This window comes from Brucella pseudogrignonensis (genome assembly GCF_032190615.1).
Lineage (GTDB): Bacteria > Pseudomonadota > Alphaproteobacteria > Rhizobiales > Rhizobiaceae > Brucella > Brucella pseudogrignonensis_B.
Map to the genome: position 1 here is coordinate 1178386 of NZ_JAVLAT010000001.1, position 26225 is coordinate 1204610.

A 26225-nucleotide genomic window follows, 5' to 3' on the forward strand; every position below is an offset into this window, starting at 1 on the left:
AGTGCCTGATCAGCGCGACAGCGAAACAGACTGTCCGCTTGTGGTCTGACCATCGAAGCGACCCTGACCGGACGAATAAAGTGTCGCGACCGTGCCGCCATTCGCGTCATAGAGCGATAGCTGCTTGCCATTGACTGCCCATGAGGCGAGGCTACCCAGTTCACCCGGGCAGCGCAGTGGACCAGCGCGGAAACCCTGACCATATTTGGTCTGCGGCGTTGCAATCTTACACTGCTGACCGGCAAGTGACGCATTCCATACACCAGCGACCTTACCCGGTGTCAGATCAGGCGCTGATTCGGGCGGAAGGCTTGCCACCTGCGTACCAGCTTCTGACTGCGACATGTCGGTTGCAGGCGCAGTCGGGAACGAATTTGGAGCATCCAGATTGCCGGACTGTACGGAACTGACAGGAGCAGAGCGCAGCGGCGCTGGTGGTGGTGGCGACATATTGTTGTCAAAGCCTCCAACCCGCGAGCTCTGGCAACCAGCCAGAATAGCACCCGCTGCAGCAATGCTGAGCAAACTTGCTTTTGAAATTCCCATCTGGTTCTCCAATTCCTAAGTCGTCTTTCTAAGACATCCTGGGGCTGACTATTTTGGGGAAGTGCCCCTCGTATCATCGAGTTTGAAAGCTCGAGCTAAAACAATATTGCACCGATAAAATGGCGATATGGTTAAAAAATCAACAGTAGTCAGCTGTGAATTTAACCTACCAGCGTCAATAACGCTTGAAATGGCTTAGAAATTTTTGGAATGGCACAGGAAGGACACAGTTTTTGAAGAAATTGCGATCAATAATGAAGCCCATCAAACACCAGTGCCGCCAATAGTGCGCCGGTACTGGCAATTTGTGGGCTTTTCCGCCATATAAGGCGCATCCCGAAAAGTGTGAAACGGTTTTCGGACTAAGATGTGGCTTGAAGGAATAAGTTGGAGCGCGGATCGGATCAAATCAGATCGAAATGCGCTCCAGAAACTTTCCAGAATATACGGGATCCAGAACCAGCAATGAGTAAGGCTATCTTCGCCAAAATGAACGGACTAGGCAACAAGATCATTGTTGCCGATATGCGCGGGCGCGGCGATCACATCGCACCGGCTGCTGCAATCCGTTTGGCCGGTGACGAAGCCACCTCGTTCGATCAGATCATGGCGATCCATGATCCAAAAACGCCCGGCACCGATCATTACATTGAGATCATCAATTGCGATGGCACGCAAGCGCAAGCTTGTGGCAACGGCACACGCTGCGTTGTGCAGTGGCTTTCCAATGAAAGCGGCAAGCAGGATTACACTTTCCAGACCCTGGCAGGCATTCTAACTGCCAATCAACACGAAGACGGGCTGATCACGGTCGATATGGGCAAGCCGCATTTCGGCTGGAAGGAAATCCCCCTCGCCCATGAAGTGGACGACACCCGCGCCATTGATCTGTCTGCTGGCCCTGCCGATGCGCCTGTTCTGCAAGCGCCGTCGATTGCATCGATGGGCAATCCGCATGCGATCTTCTGGGTCGAAAACGATGTCTGGTCCTATGCGCTCGATCAATATGGTCCGGCACTGGAACATGACCCGATTTTCCCCGAGCGTGCTAATATTTCCATCGCGCAAATCACATCGCGCGACAGCATGAATCTGCGCACATGGGAACGTGGTGCAGGCATTACCCGCGCTTGCGGTTCTGCCGCCTGCGCTGCCGCTGTTTCAGGCGCACGCACGGGCCGCACTGAACGCAATGTCACCGTCCATGTCCCCGGCGGCCCGCTTAAAATCGAATGGCGCGAGGATGATCACGTCATGATGACCGGCCCTGCCGAATGGGAATTCGACGGCACATTTGATCCTGCAACCGGCGCATGGGAGTACGCCCCAAAGACGAGCCGGGGAGCTGCCTGATGGCTGTAGAAGTCGTAACCTTCGGATGCCGGCTCAACACCTATGAATCCGAGGTGATGAAACGCGAAGCCGATAGTGCTGGCCTTGGCGAGTTGAAAGATGGCGCGATCATCTTCAACACCTGTGCGGTCACATCGGAAGCCGTACGTCAGGCCCGTCAGGCCATCCGCAAAGCGCGCCGCGATAATCCGCAAGCGCGCATCATTGTGACGGGCTGTGCCGCACAAACGGAATCGGCCAAATTCGAAGCCATGGACGAAGTCGACCTCATTCTGGGCAATGAGGAAAAACTGAAATCCAACTCCTACCGCATGCTGCCTGATTTCGGCGTAAACCAGTTTGAGAAAGTCCGCGTCAACGAGATTATGGAAGTGCGCGAAACCGCGAGCCACATGGTCGATGCCATTGAAGGCCGCGCCCGCGCATTTGTGCAGGTGCAGAATGGTTGCGATCATCGCTGCACCTTCTGCATTATCCCTTATGGCCGCGGCAATTCGCGTTCGGTGCCGATGGGCGGCGTGGTCGATCAGGTCAAACGCCTTGTCGATAATGGTTATGCCGAAGTCGTGCTCACCGGCGTGGACATGACCTCTTATGGTCCCGATCTGCCGGGTAGCTTACGCCTTGGTAAGCTGGTGAAAACCGTTCTCGCTCAGGTGCCGGATTTGCAGCGCCTGCGTCTGTCATCCATTGATTCAATTGAGGCGGACGAAGACCTGATGGATGCAATCGCCAATGAAAAGCGCCTGATGCCGCATTTGCATCTGTCGCTTCAGGCGGGCGATGACATGATTTTAAAGCGCATGAAGCGCCGCCATCTGCGCGATGATTCCATCCGCTTCTGCGCAGATGTACGCGCTCTTCGCCCTGACATTGTGTTCGGTGCCGACATCATCGCCGGTTTCCCGACCGAAACCGAAGAGATGTTTGCAAATTCGATGAAGATCGTTGAGGAATGCGGACTGACGCATTTGCACGTCTTCCCTTACAGTGCCCGCGAAGGCACACCGGCTGCGCGTATGCCGCAGGTCAGGCGCGACATCGTCAAAGATCGCGCAAAAAGGCTGCGCGCTGTGGGCGACAAGGCTTATGAAAAACACCTCGCTTCTCTCAACGGCACTCACCAGCGCCTGTTGATCGAGAAGGAAGGCATTGCCCGCACGGAAGGCTTTACGCTGGCCGCTGTGGATCAAGGCAATGCTGGCGAAATTATCGAACGAATTGTGACGGGGCATGACGGTGAAAAACTTCTCACCCGTCAGGCAGAGCCCAAAGCGGCTTAAACAAGGCATTAAAATTCATGGCAATGGGTTTCATCAAGAAAATGTTCTCCTTCGGCAAGAAGGAGGTTGAAGAAAAGCCGGTCGAACAACCGGCCCCTGATGCTGTGGAAGCAGCGCTTCCTGAAGCCGTCGAAGCGCTTGAAAAAGCTGAAACTCCTGCTGCTGAAGTGGTCGTTGCCGAACCGGAAGCACCTGCGGTCGTTCCTGAGCCGGTTGAAGAACCCGATGCTGTGATCGAACATCCGGTTGCCGAAATCGAAATTCCGATTGAACAACCTCCGGTGATGGAACCGATCGTGGTGGAAATGCCAGCGCCGGAAGCAGTTGTCGAACCAGAGCAGGAACCTGCTGCTGAACCCGAAGTCGCAGAATCTTCAGAGACTTTGGGGGAGGAAACGGTCGAGCCGTCACCTCAGCCAGAGCCGGTAAAGCCCAAAAAGGTCAAGGTCGCCAAGGCCGTTGAAGAACATCGGGACGAAGCACCGGTTGAGGCTGCGCCTGAACCAAAGCTTTCGTGGTTTGAGCGGCTGCGTCGCGGTCTGCTGCGTTCATCGAATTCATTGAGTGATTCCATTGGCAGCATTTTCACCAAGCGCAAGCTTGATGAAGACACCTTGCAGGATCTCGAAGACGTGCTCATTCAGGCCGATCTTGGGCTGGAAACCGCCATGCGTGTGACCGATGCGCTCTCATCCGGCCGCTATGGCAAGGACGTGACTGGCGAAGAAGTGCGCAACATCATGGGTGCGGAAATCGAAAAGGTGCTTGGGCCAGTCGCAAAGCCTTTGGAGCTTGATCTCTCGCATAAACCGCATGTCATTCTGGTTGTCGGCGTCAATGGCACTGGCAAGACCACAACCATCGGCAAACTTGCCGCAAAGCTGACCGCTGGCGGCCTCAAAGTCATGCTTGCGGCAGGTGATACTTTCCGTGCTGCCGCGATTGAACAGCTCCATATCTGGGGCGAGCGCACCGGCTCGCCTGTTGTTTCAAGCAAGCTTGGCGCGGACGCCGCTGGCCTTGCCTATGACGCATGGAAACAGGCGAAAGATGCGGGCAGCGATGTTTTGATCATCGACACCGCAGGCCGTTTGCAGAACAAGGCCGAACTGATGGACGAACTCGCCAAGATCGTCCGCGTTCTCGGCAAGCACGACCCGGAAGCGCCGCACACGATTCTTCAGACACTGGATGCCACCACCGGACAGAATGCGCTCAATCAGGTTGAGATTTTCAAGAATATCGCTGGCGTCAACGGGCTCGTCATGACCAAACTGGACGGTACGGCACGCGGCGGCATTCTCGTCGCAATCTCGGCCAAACATAAACTTCCGATCTATTTCATCGGCGTCGGCGAAGGTGTCGATGATCTTGAACCATTTGCGGCCAAGGATTTTGCCCGCGCCATCGCAGGAGTTGCCTGATGGAGCATCCCGTTTTTGAACGCGATCCCTCGCAAAAGACAGAAGCTGAACGCAAGGAAGTGCCGCCGCCTCTCAAGCTTGCGCTGGAACTCGGACCACTTCTCGTTTTTTTCTTCGCCAATGCGCGTGGTGAAAATCTGATCGAGCGTTTTCCGGTGCTTGCACAGATTGGCGAACCGATCTTTCTGGCAACCGCCCTGTTCATGGTTGCGACCGTTATAGCACTTGCTGTTTCATGGTCGATGACACGCACTCTGCCGATGATGCCGCTTATCTCCGGCATCGTGGTTCTGGTGTTTGGTGCGCTGACGCTTTGGCTGCACAACGACACCTTCATCAAGATGAAGCCCACCATCGTCAATACGCTGTTTGGCGCAATCCTGCTGGGGGGACTGCTGTTCGGCAAATCCCTGCTCGGCTATGTGTTTGATTCAGCCTTCAAGCTTGATGCAGACGGCTGGCGGAAGCTCACTTTCCGTTGGGGCCTGTTCTTCATTTTCCTCGCAGTGGTGAATGAAGTCGTGTGGCGCAATTTTTCGACCGATGCCTGGGTTTCCTTCAAGGTCTGGGGCATCATGCCGATCACCGTTGTCTTCACACTTTTACAAATGCCGCTTATTCAGAAGCACACTTTGCCAGAAGCCCGTAAAGACTAAGGTTAATCAGGGAGGACGCCATGGCCCAAATCGACAAAAGGCTGGACATTGAACAATTCATTTGCCGAAGCGATAATTATGGCGTTCTCATTCATGATCCTGAAAGCGATCTGACGGCGGCAATCGATGCACCCGATGCCGCAGCCGTTGAAAGCGCTCTCAAGCGCTGTGGCTGGACACTGGATTTCATTTTCACAACGCATCATCACCTCGACCATGTCGAAGGCAATGCGGCACTCAAAGCCAAATTCGGCGTCAGCATCATTGGCCCAAAGGCTGAGGCCGATAAAATTCAGACGCTTGACCGCACCGTGCAGGATGGCGACGCGTTCACCTTCGGGCTTTTCAAAGTCAAAGTGATCTCCACGCCCGGCCATACGAATGGCGAGGTTTCCTTCTATTTGCCGGAAGCAAAAGTCGTGTTTACCGGCGACACGCTGTTCGCGCTGGGCTGTGGACGTCTGTTGGAAGGCACACCCGGCACGATGTTCCAGTCACTGCAAAAGCTTGTGGCCCTTCCGGGCGACACGGCAGTCTATTGCGGCCACGAATATACCCAGAGCAATGCGCGTTTTGCCCTCACAATCGATCCAGACAATTCAGCCCTGAAAGAACGAGCCGCCGAGATTGCGCGGCTGCGCGCGGCTGATAAGATGACGCTACCCACAAGCATAGCACTTGAAATGGCCACCAATCCGTTTCTGCGCTGGCACGATGCCCGCATTCGCACCCGCCTTGGGATGCAGAACGCAACTGATGAAGCTGTTTTTGCGGAAATCCGTAAGCGCAAGGATTTATTCTAGGATTCGATCATGACAAAGATTTTCCCAATGAAACGCTTCCAGACCGCAGCCCTGCTGGGTCTCTCGCTTGTGATGCTGCCGCAAACCCTTCAATCAGCTTTTGCGGAAGACATCATTGCAATCGCAACACCGCTGAAAACACCAGAGGAAATCAACAATTTCAAGCTGAGTGAAGATCTTCTGACGCGTATGGAAAAAATCCATAACCAGCTTGAGGCAATGCAGCTTTCACCCACAGCAGAGGAAGGTCTGGATGCGCGACCTTCAATGGACTCAATGGTCAAAAGCATTGAGTCACGCCCGCAGGTGGTCGAAGTGATGAAGGCGGAAAATATTGCACCCCGCGATTATCTGCTGGCCTATTTCGCCATGATGAGCGGACTTGCAGCGGCAGACGCCGAGGAAGAAGACCAGCTTGTCGATGAAGTGAAACAGATCAACCCGGAACACGTCACCTTTGCCAAGCAATATGGTGATCGCATCCGCGATCTGATTGGCGAATAAGTTTTAAAAAAACCGGCGAAGGAAATTTCGCCGGTTTTGTGTTTAGAGCGCATCCCGAAAAGTGTGAAACGGTTTTCGGTTAAAAATGCGCGTTCTAAGAAGGCTATCTCAGCAAGCGCAATGCATTGATCGTCACCAGAACGGTTGCGCCCGTATCGGCCAGAATCGCCGGCCAGAGGCCGGTAATCCCAAGCACTGTCGTCACGAGAAAAACAGCTTTCAGCCCAAGCGCGATTGCAATGTTCTGATGAATATTGCGCATGGTCCGCTTGGAGAGATCAACCATCGCGGCCACATCACCCACACGACCATGCAACACGGCTGCGTCCGCCGTTTCCAGCGCCACGTCGGTACCGCCACCCATAGCGATGCCAACATCAGCCGCAGCAAGTGCTGGCGCATCGTTGATGCCGTCGCCGACCTTGGCAACGATCTGACCTTCATTGCGAAACTCGCCAACGATACGCTGCTTGTCTTCCGGCAGGAGTTCGGCACGCACCTCAATATCAAGATCCTTGCCAATCGCTTCCGCCGTGCGGCGATTATCACCGGTCAGCATAACGGTGCGAATACCGGCAGCTTTCAGCGTCTTTAGCCCGCCAATCGCATCGGCACGCGGCTCATCACGCATGGCGATAGCACCCGCGATTTTTCCATCAGCAACAAGAACTGAAACTGTCTTGCCTTCATCATTACAGGCTGCAATCTGTGCTGCCAGCTCTTCCGAAAGAGCCGATATTTCATTGGCAGCCTTGCGCGAACCCAAAAACAGCTCAATTCCGTCAGCCACACCCGACACACCCTTACCGCCATGTGCCTTGCCGGTCGAAACGGGTGAGAGTTTCAAACCGCGCGCATCGGATGCGCTCACAATGGCAAGAGCAAGCGGATGGCTGGAACCTGCATCAAGCGAGGCAGACAAACGTAGCACTTCGTCCGCTGAAAGGGCGCCAGCGAGAACATCCGTCACCTGCGGCTTCCCTTCGGTCAACGTACCGGTCTTATCAAAACAGGCGGTCGTGATTTTGCCGATGGTCTCTAAAACCGCGCCACCCTTGAGCAAAAGTCCGCGACGCGCACCGGAGGAAAGCGAAGCTGCAATGGCCGCAGGTGTCGAAATAACCAGCGCACAGGGGCAGCCGATCAACAAAATAGCCAGACCCTTATAGACCCATTCGCCCCATTCAGCGCCTGCAACAAGCGGCGGGAGAATAGCAACCAGGGCCGCAACAACAACCACACCCGGCGTATAATAGGTCGAGAAACGATTGATGAAACGCTCTGTGGGCGCCTTGGCTTCCTGTGCTTCTTCAACAAGCCGCACAACACGCGCAATCGTGTTATCCTGCGCTGCGGCTGTCACTTTCACCCGCAGCAAACCATCGCCATTAATAGTGCCAGCAAAAACACTGTCGCCCACGGCTTTGCCAACCGGCGTGCTTTCACCCGTCACCGGCGCTTCATCAATAGCGCTTTCGCCAGCAATAATCTCGCCATCAGCAGGCATACGGTCGCCGGGACGCACCGCAATCACGTCACCGACATTCAGCTCTTCCGCTGGCACTTCTTTCGTTTCGCCATTGCTCTCAAGAAAAGCTGTTTTGGGTACCAGTGCTGTCAACGACTGTATGCTGTCACGCGCCTTGCCAGCCGCCACACCTTCCAGCAATTCGCCAACCAGAAACAGGAAGACGACCGCTGCGGCTTCTTCCGTTGCCCCAATAATGACCGCGCCGATCGCCGCAATCGTCATCAGCATTTCAATCGAAAACGGCGTGCCGTTGATCGCCGCTGAATAAGCACGTTTTGCAATCGGTATCAGACCGATCAGCATAGCGGCCGTAAAGGCCCATAGTTCAATCGGCGGATAAAGATGGCCAACAATATAGGCAACCACCAGACCACCGCCACAGGCGAGCATCATCTGGCCCTTAGCGCTCTGCCACCAGCGCTTTTGTTTTACACGTGCCGGTGGCTTCAAAGTTGCATCGGTGGTCGATTGTACACTGGCCTTATAACCAAGCTGAGAGACTTTCGCCGCAATATCATCAGCCAGCGATGAGCCATCATGATTGACGATCATCGTGCCATTGGTCACGGACACCGAAACATCCTGAACACCTCCAACACGACGCACAGCCGTATCGATCTTGGTCGCACAGGACGCACAATCCATCCCTTCAACACGGAAACGGAAACTGTCCGCACCGGCTACAATTTGCGTTGCTTCGGGTTCCTCATGAGCGTGGTCATGATGATCGTGGTCGTGCTTATCATGATCATGGCCGCTGCAGCCTGCATGATCATGATCGTGATCGTGATGCTCATGCTTGGCAGGCGCTTTTTCGTCAGCCAATGGTTCGATGCCATAACCAAGGCTGCGCACCTTTTTGGCAACGCTTTCCAGGTCGCTGCTGCCATCATGGCGCACCGTCATCATGCCTGTTGTCACCGATACGGAAACATCCTCCACGCCCGAAACCCGGCGCACCGCTGTATCGATCTTCATTGCGCAAGAAGCGCAATCCATACCTTCCACGCGAAACCGGTTTTGTGTCAGAATTTCGTTCATAGCCTGCCCCTAGCGAGATCGCACTTGAAATGTCCGAAACAAGGTCTACATCCTCTAGTGACTAGAGGAGCAAGTGAAAAAATGATGACCAATGTTCCGATTGGCGAAGCATCGAAAGCCAGCGGTGTGAAAGTGCCAACTATCCGTTATTACGAGCAAATCGGGCTTTTACCCGTGCCACCGCGCACGGAAGGCAATCGCCGCCTCTATGACAACGCCGATATTCAGCGGCTGTTATTCATCCGCCATGCGCGTGATCTGGGCTTTGAAGTGGATGCGATCCGTACACTTTTAGACCTTCAGGACAATCCCGACCAGTCATGTGCGGCAGCTGATTCTATTGCACGCGCGCGCCTGATCGATGTCGAGCATCGCATTGCAAAACTGATGTCATTAAAAACCGAGCTGTTACGGATGCTTGACTGCACGGCCCATGGTCGCATTGATCAGTGCCGGGTGATCGAAATTCTCGGCAATCATGACGAATGCCTGCATCCCAGTCACTAGTATGGCGGACCAGAAATTCGCTTCACTGCAAAGCAACCAACTGAGCGAATTTCGGGTCCAAAGCTATACCAGCAAAATATTGAATCTAGTGTGATTTACGGATTTAAAGTTCCTCGAAGTGAATGCAGCGCGAATGATACGAACTTTAAATCCACCACACTAGCCAGATTTAAGCGAAGAATCGGAACCACTTTCCTGTTGGAATGCAGTTTAATCTGATTGCCCTGATAAAGCTTCTTTCCGCCGGATAAAAATCATATCTTTTGCAGCGAGCGCCGCACCTGACGTGATTAAAAGACAGGCTGCCAGGATGCGCATAGAAGGTTGCGCCATACCGGCTGAAATGAGCACAAGCGTCGAGAGAAGCGGGGCGGCATAACTCACCGCGCCCAGCACCTGAATATTACCGCGCTTCACTCCGAAATCCCACGCATAGAAAGCCGCGCCTACAGGCAACAGACCGAGCGCAATGACGCTAAGCCACTGCGCTGTCGTTTCCGGCCATACAGTCTGCTCTAGCGTAAGATGACATATCAAAGACAAGACAGCTGTTGCCACACAAAAGCCTGTAACAGCATCTGTTGGCACCTTGGAAAAGCGCCGGGAGAGCAGCGAGTAGCTTGACCACGTCAAAGCACACAATGCGGCCATGGCATAACCAAAACCATAGCGGACATCAAAACCGATGCCATTACCTTTGCTCACAATCAGCGCAGTCCCGCCAAGCCCAAGAAGCGCACCAACGATATGATACCAATGCAGCCGTTCACCCGGCATAACGGCAGATCCGACCACGATCAGGAGTGGCCAGAGATAAGCAATCAGGCTGGCATCCACCGCTGGAGCATTTCGGAGTGCTGTAAAATAGAAAAAATGGTAACCGAAAAGACCAATAACCCCAACAAGCCAGACGATAGGTGGCTGACGAAGATGTCGAACAGCACTCGGCCGCCACAGCCAGGAGACGAGACCAAGAGCTGCACCAACCGAAAAAGTCATGGCTGAAAGCTGAAACGGCGGAACCTGACCTGAACCAGCGGTAAAAAGCGCCAGAAGTGCCCACATCGCTATAGCTGAAAAACCGATCAGCGTTGCCAGTTTCATGATTAATCCCCCAATTGCGGGATTACAGGCGCGCCTTAAAGCGTCTTTTTGTATCCCTTACATAATTTTTTCAAATCGTGTCGCCTGGATTTTCAGAGTCCCCAACTGTGTACCGATGCGTGCCACGACCGGCGCATAAATACCGGAATCGCCCAAGGAAGCAAAAGAAATTGTTATCTTGCTGCGATTGGCGAGATAATCGATAGCCTTTTTACCCTTCTGATAACCAGCAAGCGGCACAAACTTCGCCGAGCAGATAACAGACTCGCCGGTAAAACCTTTGGTGGTGAAGGATTCCGTGCCATTGAAGCTCAGCTGAATGTCAGCGCGGGTCTGCCCGTCAAAAACTCTAAGCGTTCGATTGCAGACAGCTTTCGGGTCTTTGGTGGGAATCATAAGTGCACTCAGCGGATCGCTGACATTGATGAGGTCCTGCGGTGTTATTTCCACCCAGGGGGCGCGCTTTTTGACTGGCGGCACATTCTCAGAAGACGTCACATTCCCGCCAGAAAAGCGAATAGTCGTACTCTTGTTTTTTCGCCCATGCTTATAAGCGAGATCAAAGGCAGATGGCGTTACCTTGCTCCGCGTCGAACTGCCGCCCACATAGACAGTACCATCGGTATCATCAAAAATGCGGGCAATGCCGGAGGTTTTGAAACGGCCATTCACGCCATAATTTGCACCTTTAACAACCGTCTCAATTGCAGAGCGAGCAATAGAAAGCGCAAACATGGAAATATCGTATTCGGTCCGGTAGAGATCATCCGCTTTCGCGGAACTCATCATTGACACGGTCGCAATCGTCAGTCCGGTTAGAAATGCAAGTCTTCTCCTGACGACCCGCTTGTTAACCGGTTGCTGGAAATACGATTGCATGATCATGCCAGACTTTCCTTTCGTCTTAATCAGCGTCACATCAATCTGCTCGCAAGAATGATGCCCGGCCACTTGATCCATGAACTACACCTGTAACCGATTCTCTTTCTCGACAGATGCTGTGTCTTGCTTTTAAGCTTTCGACTATCAAGAGCTCAAAATCTGCGCCAGATTTCTAATTGACATGCTGTGTCGAACAGAAAAAGCTGGCAAAGTTATGATCGGCTGGCATGATCCGGGCTGAAAACTGCCGGAATTGCGCGCCTTTAGGTCATGCTGACGGAATCTATCTTGACTGTAATCGCTACTCTCACTATAGAAACGCGACTTTCCCAATAGGCCGCCTGTCCGAGATCGCGCGCCAGCAGCAGTAATACTGCTATGATTGCGTTGAATTCGGACATTCGAGTCGGGGCCTGAGAAACAAAAATTTGAAGGTGAGACCAAAATGTCCCGCGCTTGTGAATTGACCGGCACCTCGGTCCAGTACGGCAACAATGTTAGCCACGCGAACAACCGTACGCGTCGCCGCTTCCTGCCGAACCTCTGCAATGTTACGCTTATGTCCGAAGTTCTCGGCCAGAGCTACCGTCTTCGCGTTTCCGCTTCTGCTCTGCGTTCGGTTGAGCATCGCGGTGGCCTCGACGCTTTCCTCGCAAAGTCTGACGACAAAGAACTTTCGCAGCGCGCTCGCCTGCTGAAGCGTCAGATCGCGAAGAAGCAGGCTGAAGTTGCTGCATAAGCAATCAGCTTTTTAAGTTTTGACAAAAAAGGCTGACTCGCGTCAGCCTTTTTTACTGGTGACATCACCCAGGATAAAAAAATGTTTTCTGCTAGCCCTGCGTTGTCCCGGCTTTTGCCGGCTATATTGTGCATGTGCGCGGCTGTCGCCGCTTCCAATATCCTTGTGCAATATCCATTTGAGCACTTTGGCCTCGGCGAAATGCTGACCTATGGCGCCTTCACCTATCCATTTGCCTTCCTCGTTAATGATCTGACGAACCGTCGCTTCGGTCCTGCGGCCGCGCGCAAAGTCGTCTATGCGGGTTTTGTCCTTGGCGTTTTCATGTCAATCTGGCTGGCAACACCGCGTATCGCCATTGCGTCCGGTTCGGCATTTCTGATCGCGCAATTGATGGACATTACGGTCTTCAACCGTCTACGTCAGAAGACATGGTGGAAAGCACCTTTTGCGGCTGCGATGTTCGGCTCGATTGTCGATACGGTGCTGTTCTTCTCTATCGCCTTTGCCGCGCAATTTGCATGGATCGATGCCATAACCGGTCTGCCCGATTCATCGCTGACCGATCCTGCCGCTTTCCTTGGCCTTGGCATGCCGCTCTGGGCCTCACTGGCTATCGGCGACTTCTTTGTGAAGGTTGTGATGGGAACACTGATGCTTGTGCCTTACGGTGCCATTCTGGCGGTTTTCGCCCCAGCGCTTTATGCGCCGGATCGTAAATGAAAGGGGCCTTCAGGCCCCTTTCATTTATGCAGTCTTATCTGCCTGAACGCCTGCGTCCGCGCCCTGCCCCGCCTGCACCCTGTTCTTCAAACAGGGACGCGAGCTGTTCGGTCATTGCACCGGCGAGCTCTTCAGCATCCACAATCGTCACAGCACGCTGATAATAGCGCGTCACATCATGGCCAATACCAATGGCAATCAGCTCAACAGGCGAGCGGGTTTCAATCTCTTCGATGACAGCACGCAAATGGCGTTCCAGATAATTGCCCGGATTGACCGAAAGTGTGGAATCATCCACCGGCGCACCGTCAGAAATCATCATCATGATCTTGCGCTGTTCAGGACGTGCCAATAGACGCTGATGCGCCCAGATCAGCGCCTCACCATCGATATTTTCCTTGAGCAGCCCTTCCCGCATCATCAGGCCAAGATTGTTGCGTGCACGCCGCCACGGCGCATCTGCGCGTTTGTAAATGATATGACGCAGATCATTCAGGCGGCCCGGATTGGATGGCTTGCCACGACCAAGCCATGCTTCGCGTGACTGCCCACCCTTCCAAGCCTTGGTTGTAAAGCCCAAAATCTCGACCTTCACGCCGCAACGCTCGAGCGTACGGGCCAGAATATCGGCACAGGTCGCTGCAACCGTAATCGGGCGGCCACGCATCGAGCCGGAATTATCGATCACCAGCGTGACAACCGTATCGCGGAAATCCGTATCCCGCTCCATCTTGTAGGATAGCGGCTGTGTCGGGTCGATCACGATACGCACCAGACGCGCACTATCGAGATAACCCTCTTCCAGATCAAAGTCCCATGAGCGGTTTTGCTGCGCCATCAGGCGACGCTGCAAACGGTTGGCAAGCCTGCCAACAACACCTTGCAAATTGGCCAGTTGCTTGTCGAGAAAGCCGCGCAGACGCGCAAGTTCGGCCTCGTCACAAAGATCGGTGGCCTCAACCTCTTCATCAAACTCATGGGTGAAGACATTATAATCAACATGTTCGGCAAAATTGGCAAAAGGCTGGTTTTGACGGCGTGTGTCGCCCGGCGTTTCCGCGTCAACATCCTCGCTATCGTCCAGATCATCGGAAGAGGCGTCAGTGGCCTCCATTTCGCCCTGCTCGCCTTCTTCGCTGGAATTGTCCGATTCGTCGCTTTCCGCAGAATCAGAACCTTCCTGATTTTCCTCGCCGCCCTCTTCGTTTTCGTCCTGCTCCGGCGTCTGCTCGTTATCCTCGTCCTGCTCGTCGCTCTGCTCTTCCTGCGAAAGCTCCTCAGCCATATCCATTGAGGCCAGCATGTCGCGCACGGTGCGCGCAAAGGCCTGCTGGTCTTCGAGATTTTCGCCAAGACGTGCGAGTTCAGGACCAGCCTTCTGCTCAATCCATTCGCGCCAGAGATCGAGTACAGGACCAGCTTCAGCTGGCGCTTTGCGTCCGGTCAGCTTTTCACGCAGGAGAAGCGACACAGCTTCTTCAAGCGGTGCATCTTCTTTGTCAGTCACTGCGGAAAAATTGGCGCGGGCATATTTATCAGCCAGCATCACCGAAAGGTTTTCGGCAACACCTGCCATGGCGCGTGCGCCAATCGATTCGACACGCGCCTGCTCAACCGCGTCATAGATCGCGCGCGCCTGTTTGCCTTCCGGCGCAAGGCTCGCATGAATGCGGGCATTATGGCGCGCCTGACGCAGCGCCATGGAATCGCCAAGGCCGCGTGTGACGGCAACATCATGAGCAGTCGGGCGCTTTGGAAGATCAGGCAGGCGGGCACGGTTGCCAGTCAGCGCAGGGCGATCATTGCTGAAAGCCACTTCCAGCTCGTTCTCACCGGAAATGGCGCGCATGGTCACGGTCATCGCCCGCTTGAACGGCTCCGAATCCACTGGTCCGTTTTTGCGCTCGCGCGAATTATCGCCAATTCCTGCCTTCTGGCCCGACATCTGCTTTTCCTGACTTTATATAAAGCATGTCGCGGAAAAGTGGGAACCGGTTTTCCGATAACGACATGCGTTAAAAGCGCTGCCGCTCTCAATGAGCGGCAGGCATCATCCAGTCTTATGCCAAAACGATATTGGCAGCCGATTCTGGAAGTTCCTCACCGAAAGCGCGCTGATAGAACTCAGCCACCGTCTGGCGCTCAAGTTCATCGCACTTGTTGAGGAAGGTCAGGCGGAATGCAAAGCCGACATCATTGAAGATCGCGGCATTTTCAGACCAGGTAATGACGGTACGCGGGCTCATCACGGTGGAAAGATCACCATTGATGAAAGCCTGACGGGTCATGTCGGCAACGCGAACCATCTTGTTGACGATCTCGCGACCTTCAGCATTCTGGTAATGCTTGGATTTAGCGAGAATGATGTTCACTTCATTGTCGTGCGGCAAATAATTCAGCGTCGTCACGATCGACCAGCGGTCCATCTGTGCCTGATTGATCTGCTGCGTGCCATGATAGAGGCCGGTCGTGTCGCCGAGACCAACGGTATTTGCTGTTGCAAACATGCGGAACGCTGGATGCGGCCGGATCACGCGGCTCTGATCGAGAAGCGTCAGACGGCCAGAGGTCTCCAGAACGCGCTGGATCACGAACATGACGTCCGGGCGTCCCGCATCATATTCGTCAAAAACCAGCGCAACATTGTGCTGATAGGCCCAGGGCAGAATACCGTCTTTGAATTCGGTAACCTGTACGCCGTCTTTGACGACGATTGCATCCTTACCGACAAGATCGATACGGCTGACATGGCTGTCGAGATTGATACGGACACAAGGCCAGTTGAGGCGGGCTGCGACCTGTTCGATATGGGTCGATTTACCCGTACCATGATAACCGGAAACCATCACGCGACGATTATAGGCAAATCCTGCGAGGATCGCGAGCGTCGTGGTGCGGTCAAAAATATAATCCGGGTCTATTTCCGGCACATAGGAATCGCCTGCCGCATAGGCTGGCACACGCATGTCGGAATCGATCCCGAACACTTCGCGTACCGAAACCGTCGTATCCGGCAAATTGGCTATATCCCGCTCAACCTTGTTCATCATGCCTCCAGAGCGACAGGAACTGTCCTGCCGCGACATTCAAATTCAATCAGGAGGCCGATTTCCAGCGAGCCGGATGGCGCCCCTTGAGTTCAGTTGCGGGCATCCGTAATCGCATCTGCACGAAAGCGCAGTAGATGAATGTCCGTCAGGGCAAAGAATGCCCTGATACTCGGCTCATAAAGCCCAAACAGGCTTTAGCAAAAACCTGCCGTCTTGAGCAATTGATAAGCCTGAATGACCTCGCGAAATCTTTCTTCAGACCCGCGGTCACCACCATTTGCATCGGGATGGTGTTGCTTCACAAGTTCTTTATAGCGAGACTTAATCATATCGCTAGTTGAATTTGCATCAAGACCGAGTGTTCCAAGTGCCTTTACTTCCAAAGTGCGCGGTTTGCGCTGCACAGCCTTGGCGGTACCGGTGTTGTTTTTAGCATCCTTCACGAAGCCAAACGGATCACGCATACGGTTCTGATAGGCAGCAGAACCCGAACGCCGTGTCGCCATATCCGGCGACGTACGGGTTTTGGCTGTCGCGTTGGAAGCCGTAGACCAGGTTGGACGATTGCCAGTGATAGCGTCCTTCTGGAATTTCGAAATATCGCTGTCTGTCAGACCGGAGAAATAATTGAAATTCTTATTATATTCGCGGACATGATCCACGCAGAAACGCAGATACTCACCCTCGCGCTCACGCCCAACCGGGGCACGATGCGTACCAGGCTTGTCACAACCATCCCATTGGCAGCAGGGACCACTGGACTTCTTTTCCGCTTCCTTCTTGGGACGGATGCGGATGCTGTCGAAAAATTTTGAGTTCGTTGTCATCGAATCGGATTATGCGGAATAAGAGTGACGAAACAAGAATTGACTTTTCGTCCTGAATGGTTTTGGCCAAGAGGTCAGGGCGAAAATTTTATACAGATAACAATTCCTGTGCGGATTTGCCCCACCGATTGTCGCCAAGGCGACGTCTATATGAGGCACAGCGTCTATATGGGGAGAACTGGCCCAAATGTCCATTCACAATAGCAAACAATCTTCGATGGAAGCAAAACTGCAAGCAGCTTTTGCGCCCGAAAAGCTTGAAATCATCAATGAAAGCCATCTCCATGCCGGCCATCATCACGAAGATCGTGGCAATCATGAGGTCTATGACGGCACCGGCGAAACACATTTTCGCGTGCGCATCGTGTCCGATGCTTTCACAGGCTTAAGCCGCATTGCGCGTCACCGCGCGATCAATGATCTGCTGAAAGATGAACTTAATACGGGCGTTCACGCGCTGGCGCTGGAACCATCAGCACCCGGCGAACAAACCCGTCGCTGATAGTTTTTATGTCTCAGCCTTAAGCCATTTGCCCAAACGTCCCCGCGCATTGGCATAGGGCGAGGATGTATTGAACTGAATCATGCGTCCGAGCGTATATTTCTCGTACCACGAAACACCATAAAGCTCTGCATCCGTGCGCGCCTTAATCAATGCGACCAGCGCATTTTTGGCAATTTCGAACCGGATCAGAAGCGCGCTAAACGATACATCTTCATAATCACGATAAAACTTTGCCGCGAGCTTGCCCAGTTCATTCCATTTGAAACCCGTTTCCGGAAAATCAACGCTAAACCCCTGATCCCTTCGCGCGCACCATTTGATCACAAGCTCGTTCCAGCCAACCAGATAAGCAACCAAATCATGCACACTCATCAACGTGCCTTTGGCATGACCTTCCATGGTTTTGAGCGCGGATTGTTCAGGCGCCACCCGACTAAGATCAAGCACCAGTCGCGCATAATTGGTTTCAATCGCCGCAAGCAATTCCTGCTTGTTTGCGGGAACGGCCATTAATTTAGCACTCGCCCAGCAACCGGATTGGAAACAGGCTTACCATCTGCATCGAGCGGTACGATTCGCAGACGCATTAGTCGATTCTTCTCTTTTCTCAGCACTGAAAAACGCTTGCCGTGAAAGGTAAAAGCTTGCTTCACTTCTGGAATCGACTGCGTTTCATGGATGACAAGACCGGCGATTGTCGTCGCTTCCTCATCAGGAAGATTCCAGCCCAATGCACGGTTGAGATCGCGGACCGGCAATGATCCATCGACAATTAAGGAACCATCGGGTTGCAGTCGAACGCCCTCAATATCAATGTCGTGCTCATCTGCAATATCTCCGACAATCTCTTCGAGAATGTCTTCGAGCGTCACCAACCCCTGCACATCACCATACTCATCGACGACAATGGCGATATGCGCTTTGCGGCGCAAGAATGCGTCGAGCTGGTCCTGAAGCGTGGTTGTATCGAGCACAAACCAGGGCTTGCGCGCCACGTCCATAATATTGATGCGCGAAAAATCATTGTCGACGCTGTAAAGCGCACGCAGCAAATCCTTGGTGTGAATAATACCAACGATATTATCAATCTCATCACGCCAAACAGGCATACGGGTATGCGGACTTGCAAGAATCTCGCCAACGATCTGATCGGCAGGCGCATCAGCGTTGATGATCCCCATGGACGTGCGATGCACCATCACGTCGCTGACTTCCAGTTCCTTTAAGTCCAGCAAACCACCAAGCTGGTCACGGTCTTCCTTCACCAGCGATTTGTCGCGATGCAGAACCTCGACCGCTCCGCGTAATTCGTCCTGAGCAGAAAGCATTGAATGGCCGGATACGAGATTGACGCCAAACAGTCGCAGGATTTTGCGCACAATCCAGTTTACCAGACCCGAAACCGGACCAACCAGCGTGACAACAGCGGAAACCGGGCGTGCAACATTCAGCGAAAAGCGGTCAGGGCTGGAAATGGCCCAGGACTTTGGCAGCACTTCTGCAAAAATAACCAGAATAACCGTCATGGCGAGCGTCGAATATGCAACGCCAGCGTCGCCAAACATCTGCAGAAAGATATTGGCGGCAATAGACGATGCAAGGATATTGGCAAGGTTATTACCAATCAGAAGAACGCCGATCAATCGATCCCGCTTGCTGATCAGATATTGCACGACTGTGGCACGCTCATCGCCATTATGCTCATAGGTGAGCATGCGAGCGCGAGATGCCGCAGTCAGCGCTGTCTCTGCACCGGAAAAAAAGGCCGACAAAATGATGCAGAGCAGGATAATACCACACATGATCCATAGCTCAAAAATCATTCTCGTAATCCTTTTAGGGTTAGACGGAGAGACGTTCCTTCAGAAACTCCAGGACGGCGGTCGCCGGCACATCCCTGGCAATGAAAGACTGGCCAATTCCGCGTGTCAGAATGAAGGTCAGCGCTCCACGCGAGACTTTTTTGTCCTGTGCGATGTAATCCATCAGCTTTTCAGCGTCCGGCAGACCACCCGGCACATCATTTAGCGATGTCGGAAGACCAACAGTCTTCAGATGCGCCTCGACACGTTCCGCGTCTTCAATGCCGCAAAGGTTCATCTTCACCGAAAAGCGATGTGCGAGCGCCATACCGATGGCAACGCCTTCGCCATGCACCAGACGGCTTGAATCATATCCTGTCGCTGTTTCCAGCGCATGACCGAATGTATGACCGAGATTAAGCAGTGCACGATCACCGTTTTCATGCTCGTCGCGTGCGACAACTGCAGCCTTCGAGCGGCATGATTCAGCAATGGCTTGCGTGCGTGCTGCCCCGCCTGCAAAAACCGCTTCCCAGTTTTTCTCAAGCCATGCGAAGAAATCCGGGCGATCAATCAGTCCGTATTTCGCAACTTCGGCATAGCCTGCACGAAATTCGCGTGGGCTTAATGTGTCGAGCACGTCTGTATCGGCCAGCACCAGCCGCGGCTGATAGAAAACACCCACAAGGTTCTTGCCATATTGGGTGTTGATGCCCGTCTTGCCACCAACGGAGGAATCCACCTGCGACAAAAGCGAAGTCGGCATCTGCACGAAATTCATACCGCGCCGCACAATGCCCGCAACAAAACCGGAAAGATCGCCGACCACGCCACCGCCAAAAGCAACCACCGCGTCACCACGCTCAAGCCGCGCTGCAAGCACAGCATTGGTGACGGTTTCAAGCACTGAAAACGATTTCGACTTTTCACCAGGAGCAACGATCACCGGCGTTGATTCGATGCCTGCGCGCGCAAAGCTCTCTGTGAGTGCTTCAAGATGCGCTTTGGCGACATTTTCGTCGGTGACGATTGCCACACGAATGCCCGGCATACGCTTTGAAACTTCTTCGCCAGCGCGTGCAACCAATCCTTTGCCGATCAGAATTTCATAAGACCGGTCCCCCAGCGAAACCGGAACTGTTACATTGTCGGCACTCATTGCATTCTCCCCGAGGCTTTAAACCTGATCCTTATCCAGATGCGCGATCAGAACATCGATCAGCTCTCCGGCAATCACTTCTTTTTTGTCGTCGCGCGTCATGGCATGAACATCTGCCAGCGCATAAACAGGATAGCGTACATCCATCAGCCGCTGCATCACGCCACGCGGATCATCATTCTTGAGAAGCGGACGATTTTGGCGGCGCGAAACGCGATCCATCAAGACATCCAGCTCCGCATTGAGCCAGATCGAAACACCGTTTGCGGCGATCGCTGCCCGGGTTTCGGCGTTCATATATGCGCCGCCGCCAGTGGCAAGAACCATCGGACCATCTTCAAGCAGACGCAGGATCACGCGGCGCTCAAGATCACGAAACTCCGCCTCGCCATAGGCATCGAACAATTCAGGGATCGTCATGCGGGCCGCAGACTCGATCTCGTTATCCGCATCCTTAAACGGCAAGTTGAGCATGGCTGCCACTTTGCGGCCAACCGTCGATTTGCCTGCACCCATCAGCCCAACAAGAACAACCACTTTCGCGCCAAGAAGCTGACGAACAAGGTCCGCCTTCTCGTTAATATCTGTTTGTTTTGTTGTACTGCTCATTGGCCTCATCCATTTCTTCCGGTTCCATATCAAAAACCGTGCGCCGTCAATCCTTTCATCGACAAAACCGAACCAAATACGGCTTTTTAGCGCCAAGCGCGGGTGCTCCTTGCTTTCGTCTCAATAGCCGAGCATAAACAACACATGCCCACGCTGACGCGCATCCTCCTCCTGCTCGCTGTGATTGCTGTCATAATTTATGGCGCAATGTTCTCGCTCGCTACTTTCGTGAAGCCCACCACCCACGAAATCACAATCGAGATTCCATCATCGAAGTTGAAGCAGACCGTCATTGCGCCGCCGACACAACCAGCGCCAGTCGTGGAAGACAACACGGATGCTCAGGAATAGACATGCGCGCATCACTCGCGATTGAAAACTTTCTTGAAATGATGAGTGCGGAACGCGGCGCAGCGCATAATACGCTGGAATCCTATCAGCGCGATCTGGAAGCAGCAGCTGATATGCTCACAGCGCGCGGCATCAATCTCGCTGAGGCCAAGACCGACGATATCCGCCATGTTCTCAATAGCATGGCCGATGAAGGCTTCGCGGCCACGTCACAAGCGAGGCGTCTGTCTGCACTCAGACAATTTTATCGCTTTCTCTATGCGGAAGGCTTTCGGCAGGACGATCCGACCAGTGTGATCGATGCGCCAAAGAAGCAGAAGCCACTACCAAAAATCATGAGCGTCGAAAATGTCGGTCGCCTTCTCGACCGTGCAGCACAAGAAGCACAGGAAGCAACGGAGCCAGCCGAGCATTTCAAGGCCTTGCGTCTTCATGCGCTTCTCGAAACGCTTTATGCGACCGGCTTGCGTGTCTCTGAGCTTGTCGGTCTGCCAGTAAGCGTTGCTCGTACCGACCATCGCTTTCTGATTGTGCGTGGCAAAGGCTCAAAGGACCGCATGGTGCCGTTGTCGCCCAAAGCGCGCGAAGCACTGCAAGCCTTTATCGTGGTGCGCGATGGCTTACCCGGCAGCGATGATAATCCGTGGCTCTTTCCCGCCTTTTCTGAAACCGGGCATCTGGCGCGACAGGTTTTTGGCCGCGAGCTGAAAATTTTGGCAGCACGTGCCGGGCTTTCAAGCGCGTCCATCTCTCCGCATGTGCTGCGTCACGCCTTTGCCAGCCACCTTTTGCAAAATGGTGCAGACTTAAGAACTGTGCAGCAATTGCTGGGTCATTCCGACATTTCAACCACGCAAATTTATACGCATGTTCTGGAAGAAAGACTGCATAAGCTGGTAAGTGAACATCATCCGCTTGCCGATTAAGCGCGCGGCGTTTAAGAGAATTTCAGAAAAATTTGCAAGATGCGCTCGAAGTAAATATGTAAGGCGTCGTAAAACAGCCGTTATCTGGGGTGTTTTATGGCCAACATCTCTGGAAACGCACAATAGTCAGGCCCGATGTATAACTATCTCGATTTTGAAAAACCCGTCGCAGACCTTGAAGGCCAGATCCTTGAGCTGAAAAAACTCGCTCAGGAACAGGGCAGTGTTGAGATGAGCGACGAGATCAGTCGTCTCGAGAAACGCTCGGCCGATGCGCTCAAGGATATTTATCGCAAGCTGACCCCATGGCAGAAGGCGCAGATCGCCCGCCACCCGGATCGTCCGCACTGCCTTGAATATATAAACGCGCTTTTCACCGAATTCACGCCTTTGGCCGGTGACCGCCAGTTTGCCAATGACGAAGCCATTCAGGGCGGTTTCGCCCGTTTCAATGGTCAGGCTGTTGCCATTCTCGGTCAGGAAAAAGGCTCAGACACCAAGACGCGCCTCAAGCACAATTTCGGTTCGGCCCGTCCTGAAGGCTACCGCAAGGCGGTACGCATCATGGAAATGGCCGACCGTTTTCAGCTGCCGCTGATCACTTTTGTCGATACCGCCGGTGCTTATCCGGGCGTGAGCGCAGAAGAGCGCGGTCAGGCCGAAGCCATTGCGCGTTCGACGGCAGAATGCCTCAAGCTGCGCGTGCCTGTCATTTCGATCATCATCGGTGAAGGTGGTTCGGGCGGCGCAATCGCGATTGCTGTCGCAAACCGCGTCTATATGCTTGAACATTCGATCTATTCGGTGATTTCGCCGGAAGGTGCGGCCTCAATCCTCTGGCACGATTCAACGCGCGCCAAGGATGCAGCATCAAATATGCGCATCACCGCGCAGGATCTGTTCGATCTCAAGGTCATCGACGGTATCATCCCGGAACCGCTCGGCGGCGCTCATCGCGGCAAGGAATCGACCATTGCAGCCGCTGGCGACATCATCACCGCTTCGCTGCGCTCGATGAAAGATGTCGATGGTGAAACGTTGAAACAGGAACGCCGCCAGAAGTTCCTGGAGATCGGTCGTAACCTTTAATTTACCCTAAAATTTAAAAACCCGCTCCGGCGCAGCTCAAACTGCGCCGGATTTGCATCATGCCGCCATTTCCGCCATATTGCGGACACGCTGTTTTTTAGGTATTTGAGCAAGGAATTATCAACGATACTGAAAGGTTTTGTTGTTAATAAACGAATACTGAAAATTCAGATTTCGAAACAGGCTTGATGCGATATGAAGATCAGAACCGCACTTTTTGCAACTCTCATGGCCTCCGCTCTGCTTGCGGGTTGTCAGGGTTCGTCCGTTTCCGATCTCAGCCTTCGGGCTGAAAAGCCACTTTCCGCGAAGATGGTCGCCAAGATGAAGTCGAAGGGCATGAGCCGCACTTCGCCCGTCATGGTCCGCATTTTCAAGGAGGAAGGCGTCCTTGAGGTCTGGAAGCAGAAGAATAACGGCAAATACGACCAGATTGCCTCTTATGAGATTTGCAAATGGTCCGGTAAACTTGGCCCGAAATTCATCGAAGGTGATCGTCAGGCGCCTGAAGGGTTCTATACAGTCCGCCCGGCGCAGATGAACCCGAATTCGCAATACCACCTTGCTTTCAACATCGGCTTCCCCAACGCCTATGACCGTGCGCATAACCGCACAGGCCAGAATCTAATGGTCCATGGCGCCTGTTCCTCGTCAGGCTGCTATTCGATGACCGATGAGAGCGTGAGCGAAATTTATGCTTTTGGGCGCGACGCTTTCAAGGGCGGACAGCGTGACTTCCAGATTCAAGCCTTCCCGTTCCGTATGACCGCAGCCAATATGGCGCGTTATAAGAACGACCAGAACTATGCTTTTTGGAAAATGCTCAAGCAGGGCTATGACGCCTTTGAAGCAACCAAAGTGCCGCCAAAAGTTGACGTTTGCGAAAAGCGCTACGTTTTCAACGTACCGACACCAAATGGTCAGCCGCTTTCCGCAACCGATGCCTGCCCACCTTCTGCCAATGCTGAATCGATGGCCTATACGACATCGTATGAAAAGACATTCCAGTCGGCCTTTAGTGCGGCACAAAAGAAGCCTGCACCATCCATTCAGGGCCTAACCGAAGCGAAGCTTGTCTCGGCATGGAGTGCAGCGCGCGCGCGTGGCGAGAAAGTAACGCGTGAACCACCGTCACTTTCGCCTTCATCGGCTGAAACACCAAATGCTCCGGATATTGCGCCTGCGGCAACACCGATCTCGGTGCAGCCAAACACAGCAATTGCAGCAACACCAGCGGTCGTTGATGCAACACAAACAGCTTCCGTGCCTGTTCCGCAGCAGAACCCAGCCACTGTTTCGCCCATGACCACGGCAAACACCGTTGCTGAATCTGTGGCAGCACCAGCGCCTGAAAAGAAAAAGGCATGGTGGAAGCTCGGCGGAAACTAAAACGCAATGCGTGAAGACATTCCGGTCTATGATTTGAGAGGGCTTAAATGCCCTCTTCCCGTTTTAAAAACACGCAATCGCCTGCAAAACATGCCAGCCGGTGCGCTTCTTTGGGTCGAAGCAACCGACCCGCTGTCGGGCATTGACCTTCCACATTTCTGCACACAGGAAGGTCACGCTCTGCTTTCGCAAGAGCGCCATGAAAACCTTCACCGTTTTCTCATTCAGAAAAAATAATTATCGCGTCGAAAATCCGGGAATTGCCAGCGGATTATCCATCATCGCGGCACGGTCTGGACGATCAATCCCCGCTTTGCCGAGAAATGCATCGAAAAGCTCACGCACATAGGCTTCCGGCAAATCCTTGACGATCATCACCAAAAGCGTTTCATGCTCATCCTTGGGCCATTTTGGCAGACGTGCGGGGGGATGGAAAATCTTCTGCACACCATGAATGACCAACGGACGCTCCGGGTCTTCTGCAATCTGCACGATGCCTTTCACGCGCAGCAGCTTCTCGCCGTGGGTCGAACGCAGCAGATCAAGAAACATTTCAAACGTTGAGAACGGAATCGGCTCCTTATGACGCAGCGAGAATGAACGGATCGCATCATCATGATGATGGTGGTGATGCCCATGGTGATGGTGATGCTCATGATCACAATCAGGGCCGCACACATGATCATGGTCATGGCTGTGGTCATGCCCATGGTCATGATGGTGCGAATGATCGTGATGATGATCATCCTCATAGGCTTCGGCGTTCAGCCAGTGCTGCACATCCGCCGTTTTGGTCTCAGGATTATAAAGCCCGCATTCAAACAGAGCTGCATAGCCCGTGCGTGTATCGGATGCTTCCAGAATATCCGCACCCGGATTAAGCAGCTTCAGCCGCGCTTTGAGCGCTCCAAGTCCTGCCTGCGCTTCCGGCATGTCAGCTTTGGTGATGATGATACGATCAGCCATTGCCGCCTGCTTGACCGCTTCCTCATGATTATCAAGCGTCGCCATGCCATTGACGGCATCAACGGTCGCCAGCACGCCATCGAGACGAAGCGCCTGAATCAGAACCGGATGACCCATAATCGAATGCAGCACCGGAGCCGGATCGGCAAGACCTGTTGTCTCGATGATTATCCGCTTCAATGCCTTGATCTTGCCCGTCTGAAGACGGTCAATCAGATCGGCCAGCGTATCCACCAACTCGCCGCGCACCGTGCAGCACAGGCAACCATCGGCAAGTTCGATCACCCCTTCGCTGGCTTCTTCAACCAGCAGATGATCAATGCTGACTTCACCAAATTCATTGATGATCACAGCCGTATCGGTCAGCGCCGGGTCTTTGAGCAAGCGATTAAGCAGCGTGGTCTTGCCCGACCCAAGAAAGCCGGTCAGCACGGAAACAGGAATTGGATGCGGCAT

Annotated in this window: 27 protein-coding genes; 15 read left to right on the plus strand and 12 right to left on the minus strand. The window is 53.5% G+C overall.

From position 1 onward, the window contains the following. Window positions 1-9: 9 nt before the first annotated feature. A complete protein-coding gene (locus tag RI570_RS05765; protein WP_313827444.1) occupies window positions 10-546 on the minus strand; it encodes a protease inhibitor Inh/omp19 family protein in 537 nt (178 codons plus the stop codon). 465 nt (window positions 547-1011) lie between these two features. On the opposite strand from RI570_RS05765, the gene dapF reads away from it, so the two are divergent. The 6 genes from dapF to RI570_RS05795 are packed head-to-tail and all read left to right on the plus strand — an operon-like array spanning window position 1012 to window position 6569. After that, window positions 1012-1899 carry a diaminopimelate epimerase gene (gene dapF, locus RI570_RS05770; RefSeq protein WP_313827445.1) on the plus strand — a complete coding sequence of 296 codons (888 nt, stop codon included), beginning with the start codon at window positions 1012-1014 and terminating at the stop codon, window positions 1897-1899. Then, the gene (gene mtaB, locus RI570_RS05775; RefSeq protein WP_313827446.1) at window positions 1899-3182 is read left to right on the plus strand and encodes a tRNA (N(6)-L-threonylcarbamoyladenosine(37)-C(2))-methylthiotransferase MtaB; all 1284 of its coding nucleotides are present in this window, start codon (window positions 1899-1901) and stop codon (window positions 3180-3182) included. The genes dapF and mtaB overlap by 1 nt, the downstream gene beginning before the upstream one ends. Before the next feature lie 17 nt (window positions 3183-3199). After that, entirely contained in the window at window positions 3200-4606 is a 1407-nt protein-coding gene (gene ftsY, locus RI570_RS05780) for a signal recognition particle-docking protein FtsY (RefSeq protein ID WP_313827447.1), read from the plus strand. Beyond that, a complete protein-coding gene (locus RI570_RS05785; RefSeq protein ID WP_313827448.1) occupies window positions 4606-5262 on the plus strand; it encodes a septation protein A in 657 nt (218 codons plus the stop codon). The genes ftsY and RI570_RS05785 overlap by 1 nt, the downstream gene beginning before the upstream one ends. A 20-nt stretch (window positions 5263-5282) precedes the next feature. Continuing rightward, entirely contained in the window at window positions 5283-6065 is a 783-nt protein-coding gene (gloB, locus tag RI570_RS05790) for a hydroxyacylglutathione hydrolase (RefSeq protein WP_313827449.1), read from the plus strand. A 9-nt stretch (window positions 6066-6074) separates the two neighbouring features. After that, complete coding sequence (locus RI570_RS05795; RefSeq protein ID WP_313827451.1) at window positions 6075-6569, plus strand: hypothetical protein; 495 nt, start codon at window positions 6075-6077, stop codon at window positions 6567-6569. Between the two features lie 103 nt (window positions 6570-6672). Here RI570_RS05795 and RI570_RS05800 read toward each other — a convergent pair whose 3' ends face one another. Beyond that, window positions 6673-9129, minus strand: coding sequence for a heavy metal translocating P-type ATPase (locus RI570_RS05800; RefSeq protein WP_409558648.1), 2457 nt, complete (start codon window positions 9127-9129; stop codon window positions 6673-6675). A gap of 96 nt (window positions 9130-9225) precedes the next feature. On the opposite strand from RI570_RS05800, the gene RI570_RS05805 reads away from it, so the two are divergent. Beyond that, the gene (locus tag RI570_RS05805; RefSeq protein WP_313828568.1) at window positions 9226-9648 is read left to right on the plus strand and encodes a helix-turn-helix domain-containing protein; all 423 of its coding nucleotides are present in this window, start codon (window positions 9226-9228) and stop codon (window positions 9646-9648) included. Between the two features lie 210 nt (window positions 9649-9858). Here RI570_RS05805 and RI570_RS05810 read toward each other — a convergent pair whose 3' ends face one another. Beyond that, a complete protein-coding gene (locus tag RI570_RS05810; RefSeq protein WP_313827453.1) occupies window positions 9859-10752 on the minus strand; it encodes a DMT family transporter in 894 nt (297 codons plus the stop codon). A gap of 57 nt (window positions 10753-10809) precedes the next feature. Beyond that, window positions 10810-11637, minus strand: coding sequence for a DUF3108 domain-containing protein (locus RI570_RS05815; RefSeq protein ID WP_313828569.1), 828 nt, complete (start codon window positions 11635-11637; stop codon window positions 10810-10812). 442 nt (window positions 11638-12079) lie between these two features. Between RI570_RS05815 and rpmB the strand changes: the two genes are divergently transcribed. Both rpmB and RI570_RS05825 read left to right on the plus strand, forming a co-directional pair. Then, window positions 12080-12373 (plus strand): 50S ribosomal protein L28, encoded by a 294-nt coding sequence (rpmB, locus tag RI570_RS05820; RefSeq protein ID WP_094578447.1) that lies wholly within the window; start codon window positions 12080-12082, stop codon window positions 12371-12373. Between the two features lie 81 nt (window positions 12374-12454). Then, window positions 12455-13096 carry a queuosine precursor transporter gene (locus RI570_RS05825; protein ID WP_313827455.1) on the plus strand — a complete coding sequence of 214 codons (642 nt, stop codon included), beginning with the start codon at window positions 12455-12457 and terminating at the stop codon, window positions 13094-13096. A gap of 34 nt (window positions 13097-13130) precedes the next feature. Here RI570_RS05825 and cobT read toward each other — a convergent pair whose 3' ends face one another. The 3 genes from cobT to RI570_RS05840 form a co-directional block, all read right to left on the minus strand. Continuing rightward, window positions 13131-15041, minus strand: coding sequence for a cobaltochelatase subunit CobT (cobT, locus tag RI570_RS05830; protein WP_313827456.1), 1911 nt, complete (start codon window positions 15039-15041; stop codon window positions 13131-13133). 115 nt (window positions 15042-15156) lie between these two features. After that, on the minus strand, window positions 15157-16143 hold the full coding sequence (gene cobS / locus RI570_RS05835; protein ID WP_313828570.1) for a cobaltochelatase subunit CobS: 987 nt from the start codon (window positions 16141-16143) through the stop codon (window positions 15157-15159). Between the two features lie 197 nt (window positions 16144-16340). Further along, complete coding sequence (locus RI570_RS05840) at window positions 16341-16973, minus strand: J domain-containing protein (RefSeq protein ID WP_313827457.1); 633 nt, start codon at window positions 16971-16973, stop codon at window positions 16341-16343. A gap of 187 nt (window positions 16974-17160) precedes the next feature. Between RI570_RS05840 and RI570_RS05845 the strand changes: the two genes are divergently transcribed. Next, window positions 17161-17475: a BolA family protein gene (locus RI570_RS05845; protein ID WP_313827458.1), complete on the plus strand. Its 315-nt coding sequence runs from the start codon at window positions 17161-17163 to the stop codon at window positions 17473-17475. A 6-nt stretch (window positions 17476-17481) separates the two neighbouring features. Here RI570_RS05845 and RI570_RS05850 read toward each other — a convergent pair whose 3' ends face one another. From RI570_RS05850 to RI570_RS05865, 4 genes are read right to left on the minus strand one after another with little or no spacing between them, the layout of a single operon-like run. Then, a complete protein-coding gene (locus RI570_RS05850) occupies window positions 17482-17988 on the minus strand; it encodes a ClbS/DfsB family four-helix bundle protein (protein WP_313827459.1) in 507 nt (168 codons plus the stop codon). Further along, a complete protein-coding gene (locus tag RI570_RS05855; RefSeq protein WP_313827460.1) occupies window positions 17988-19301 on the minus strand; it encodes an HlyC/CorC family transporter in 1314 nt (437 codons plus the stop codon). The genes RI570_RS05850 and RI570_RS05855 overlap by 1 nt, the downstream gene beginning before the upstream one ends. A 19-nt stretch (window positions 19302-19320) precedes the next feature. Then, a complete protein-coding gene (gene aroB, locus RI570_RS05860; RefSeq protein ID WP_313827461.1) occupies window positions 19321-20439 on the minus strand; it encodes a 3-dehydroquinate synthase in 1119 nt (372 codons plus the stop codon). Between the two features lie 18 nt (window positions 20440-20457). After that, a complete protein-coding gene (locus tag RI570_RS05865; RefSeq protein ID WP_313827463.1) occupies window positions 20458-21048 on the minus strand; it encodes a shikimate kinase in 591 nt (196 codons plus the stop codon). A 144-nt stretch (window positions 21049-21192) separates the two neighbouring features. Between RI570_RS05865 and RI570_RS05870 the strand changes: the two genes are divergently transcribed. From RI570_RS05870 to RI570_RS05890, 5 genes are all read left to right on the plus strand, one after another. Next, complete coding sequence (locus RI570_RS05870) at window positions 21193-21399, plus strand: recombinase (protein WP_313827464.1); 207 nt, start codon at window positions 21193-21195, stop codon at window positions 21397-21399. Window positions 21400-21401: 2 nt separating this feature from the next. Further along, complete coding sequence (xerD, locus tag RI570_RS05875; protein WP_313827466.1) at window positions 21402-22325, plus strand: site-specific tyrosine recombinase XerD; 924 nt, start codon at window positions 21402-21404, stop codon at window positions 22323-22325. Window positions 22326-22460: 135 nt separating this feature from the next. Continuing rightward, entirely contained in the window at window positions 22461-23414 is a 954-nt protein-coding gene (locus RI570_RS05880; protein WP_313827467.1) for an acetyl-CoA carboxylase carboxyltransferase subunit alpha, read from the plus strand. Window positions 23415-23609: 195 nt separating this feature from the next. Further along, window positions 23610-24803 (plus strand): hypothetical protein, encoded by a 1194-nt coding sequence (locus RI570_RS05885; protein WP_313827468.1) that lies wholly within the window; start codon window positions 23610-23612, stop codon window positions 24801-24803. A gap of 6 nt (window positions 24804-24809) precedes the next feature. Then, window positions 24810-25040, plus strand: coding sequence for a sulfurtransferase TusA family protein (locus tag RI570_RS05890; RefSeq protein WP_313827469.1), 231 nt, complete (start codon window positions 24810-24812; stop codon window positions 25038-25040). On the opposite strand, the gene RI570_RS05895 is transcribed toward RI570_RS05890, so the two are convergent. After that, the gene (locus RI570_RS05895) at window positions 25041-26225 is read right to left on the minus strand and encodes a GTP-binding protein (protein WP_313827470.1); all 1185 of its coding nucleotides are present in this window, start codon (window positions 26223-26225) and stop codon (window positions 25041-25043) included. It lies immediately after the preceding gene.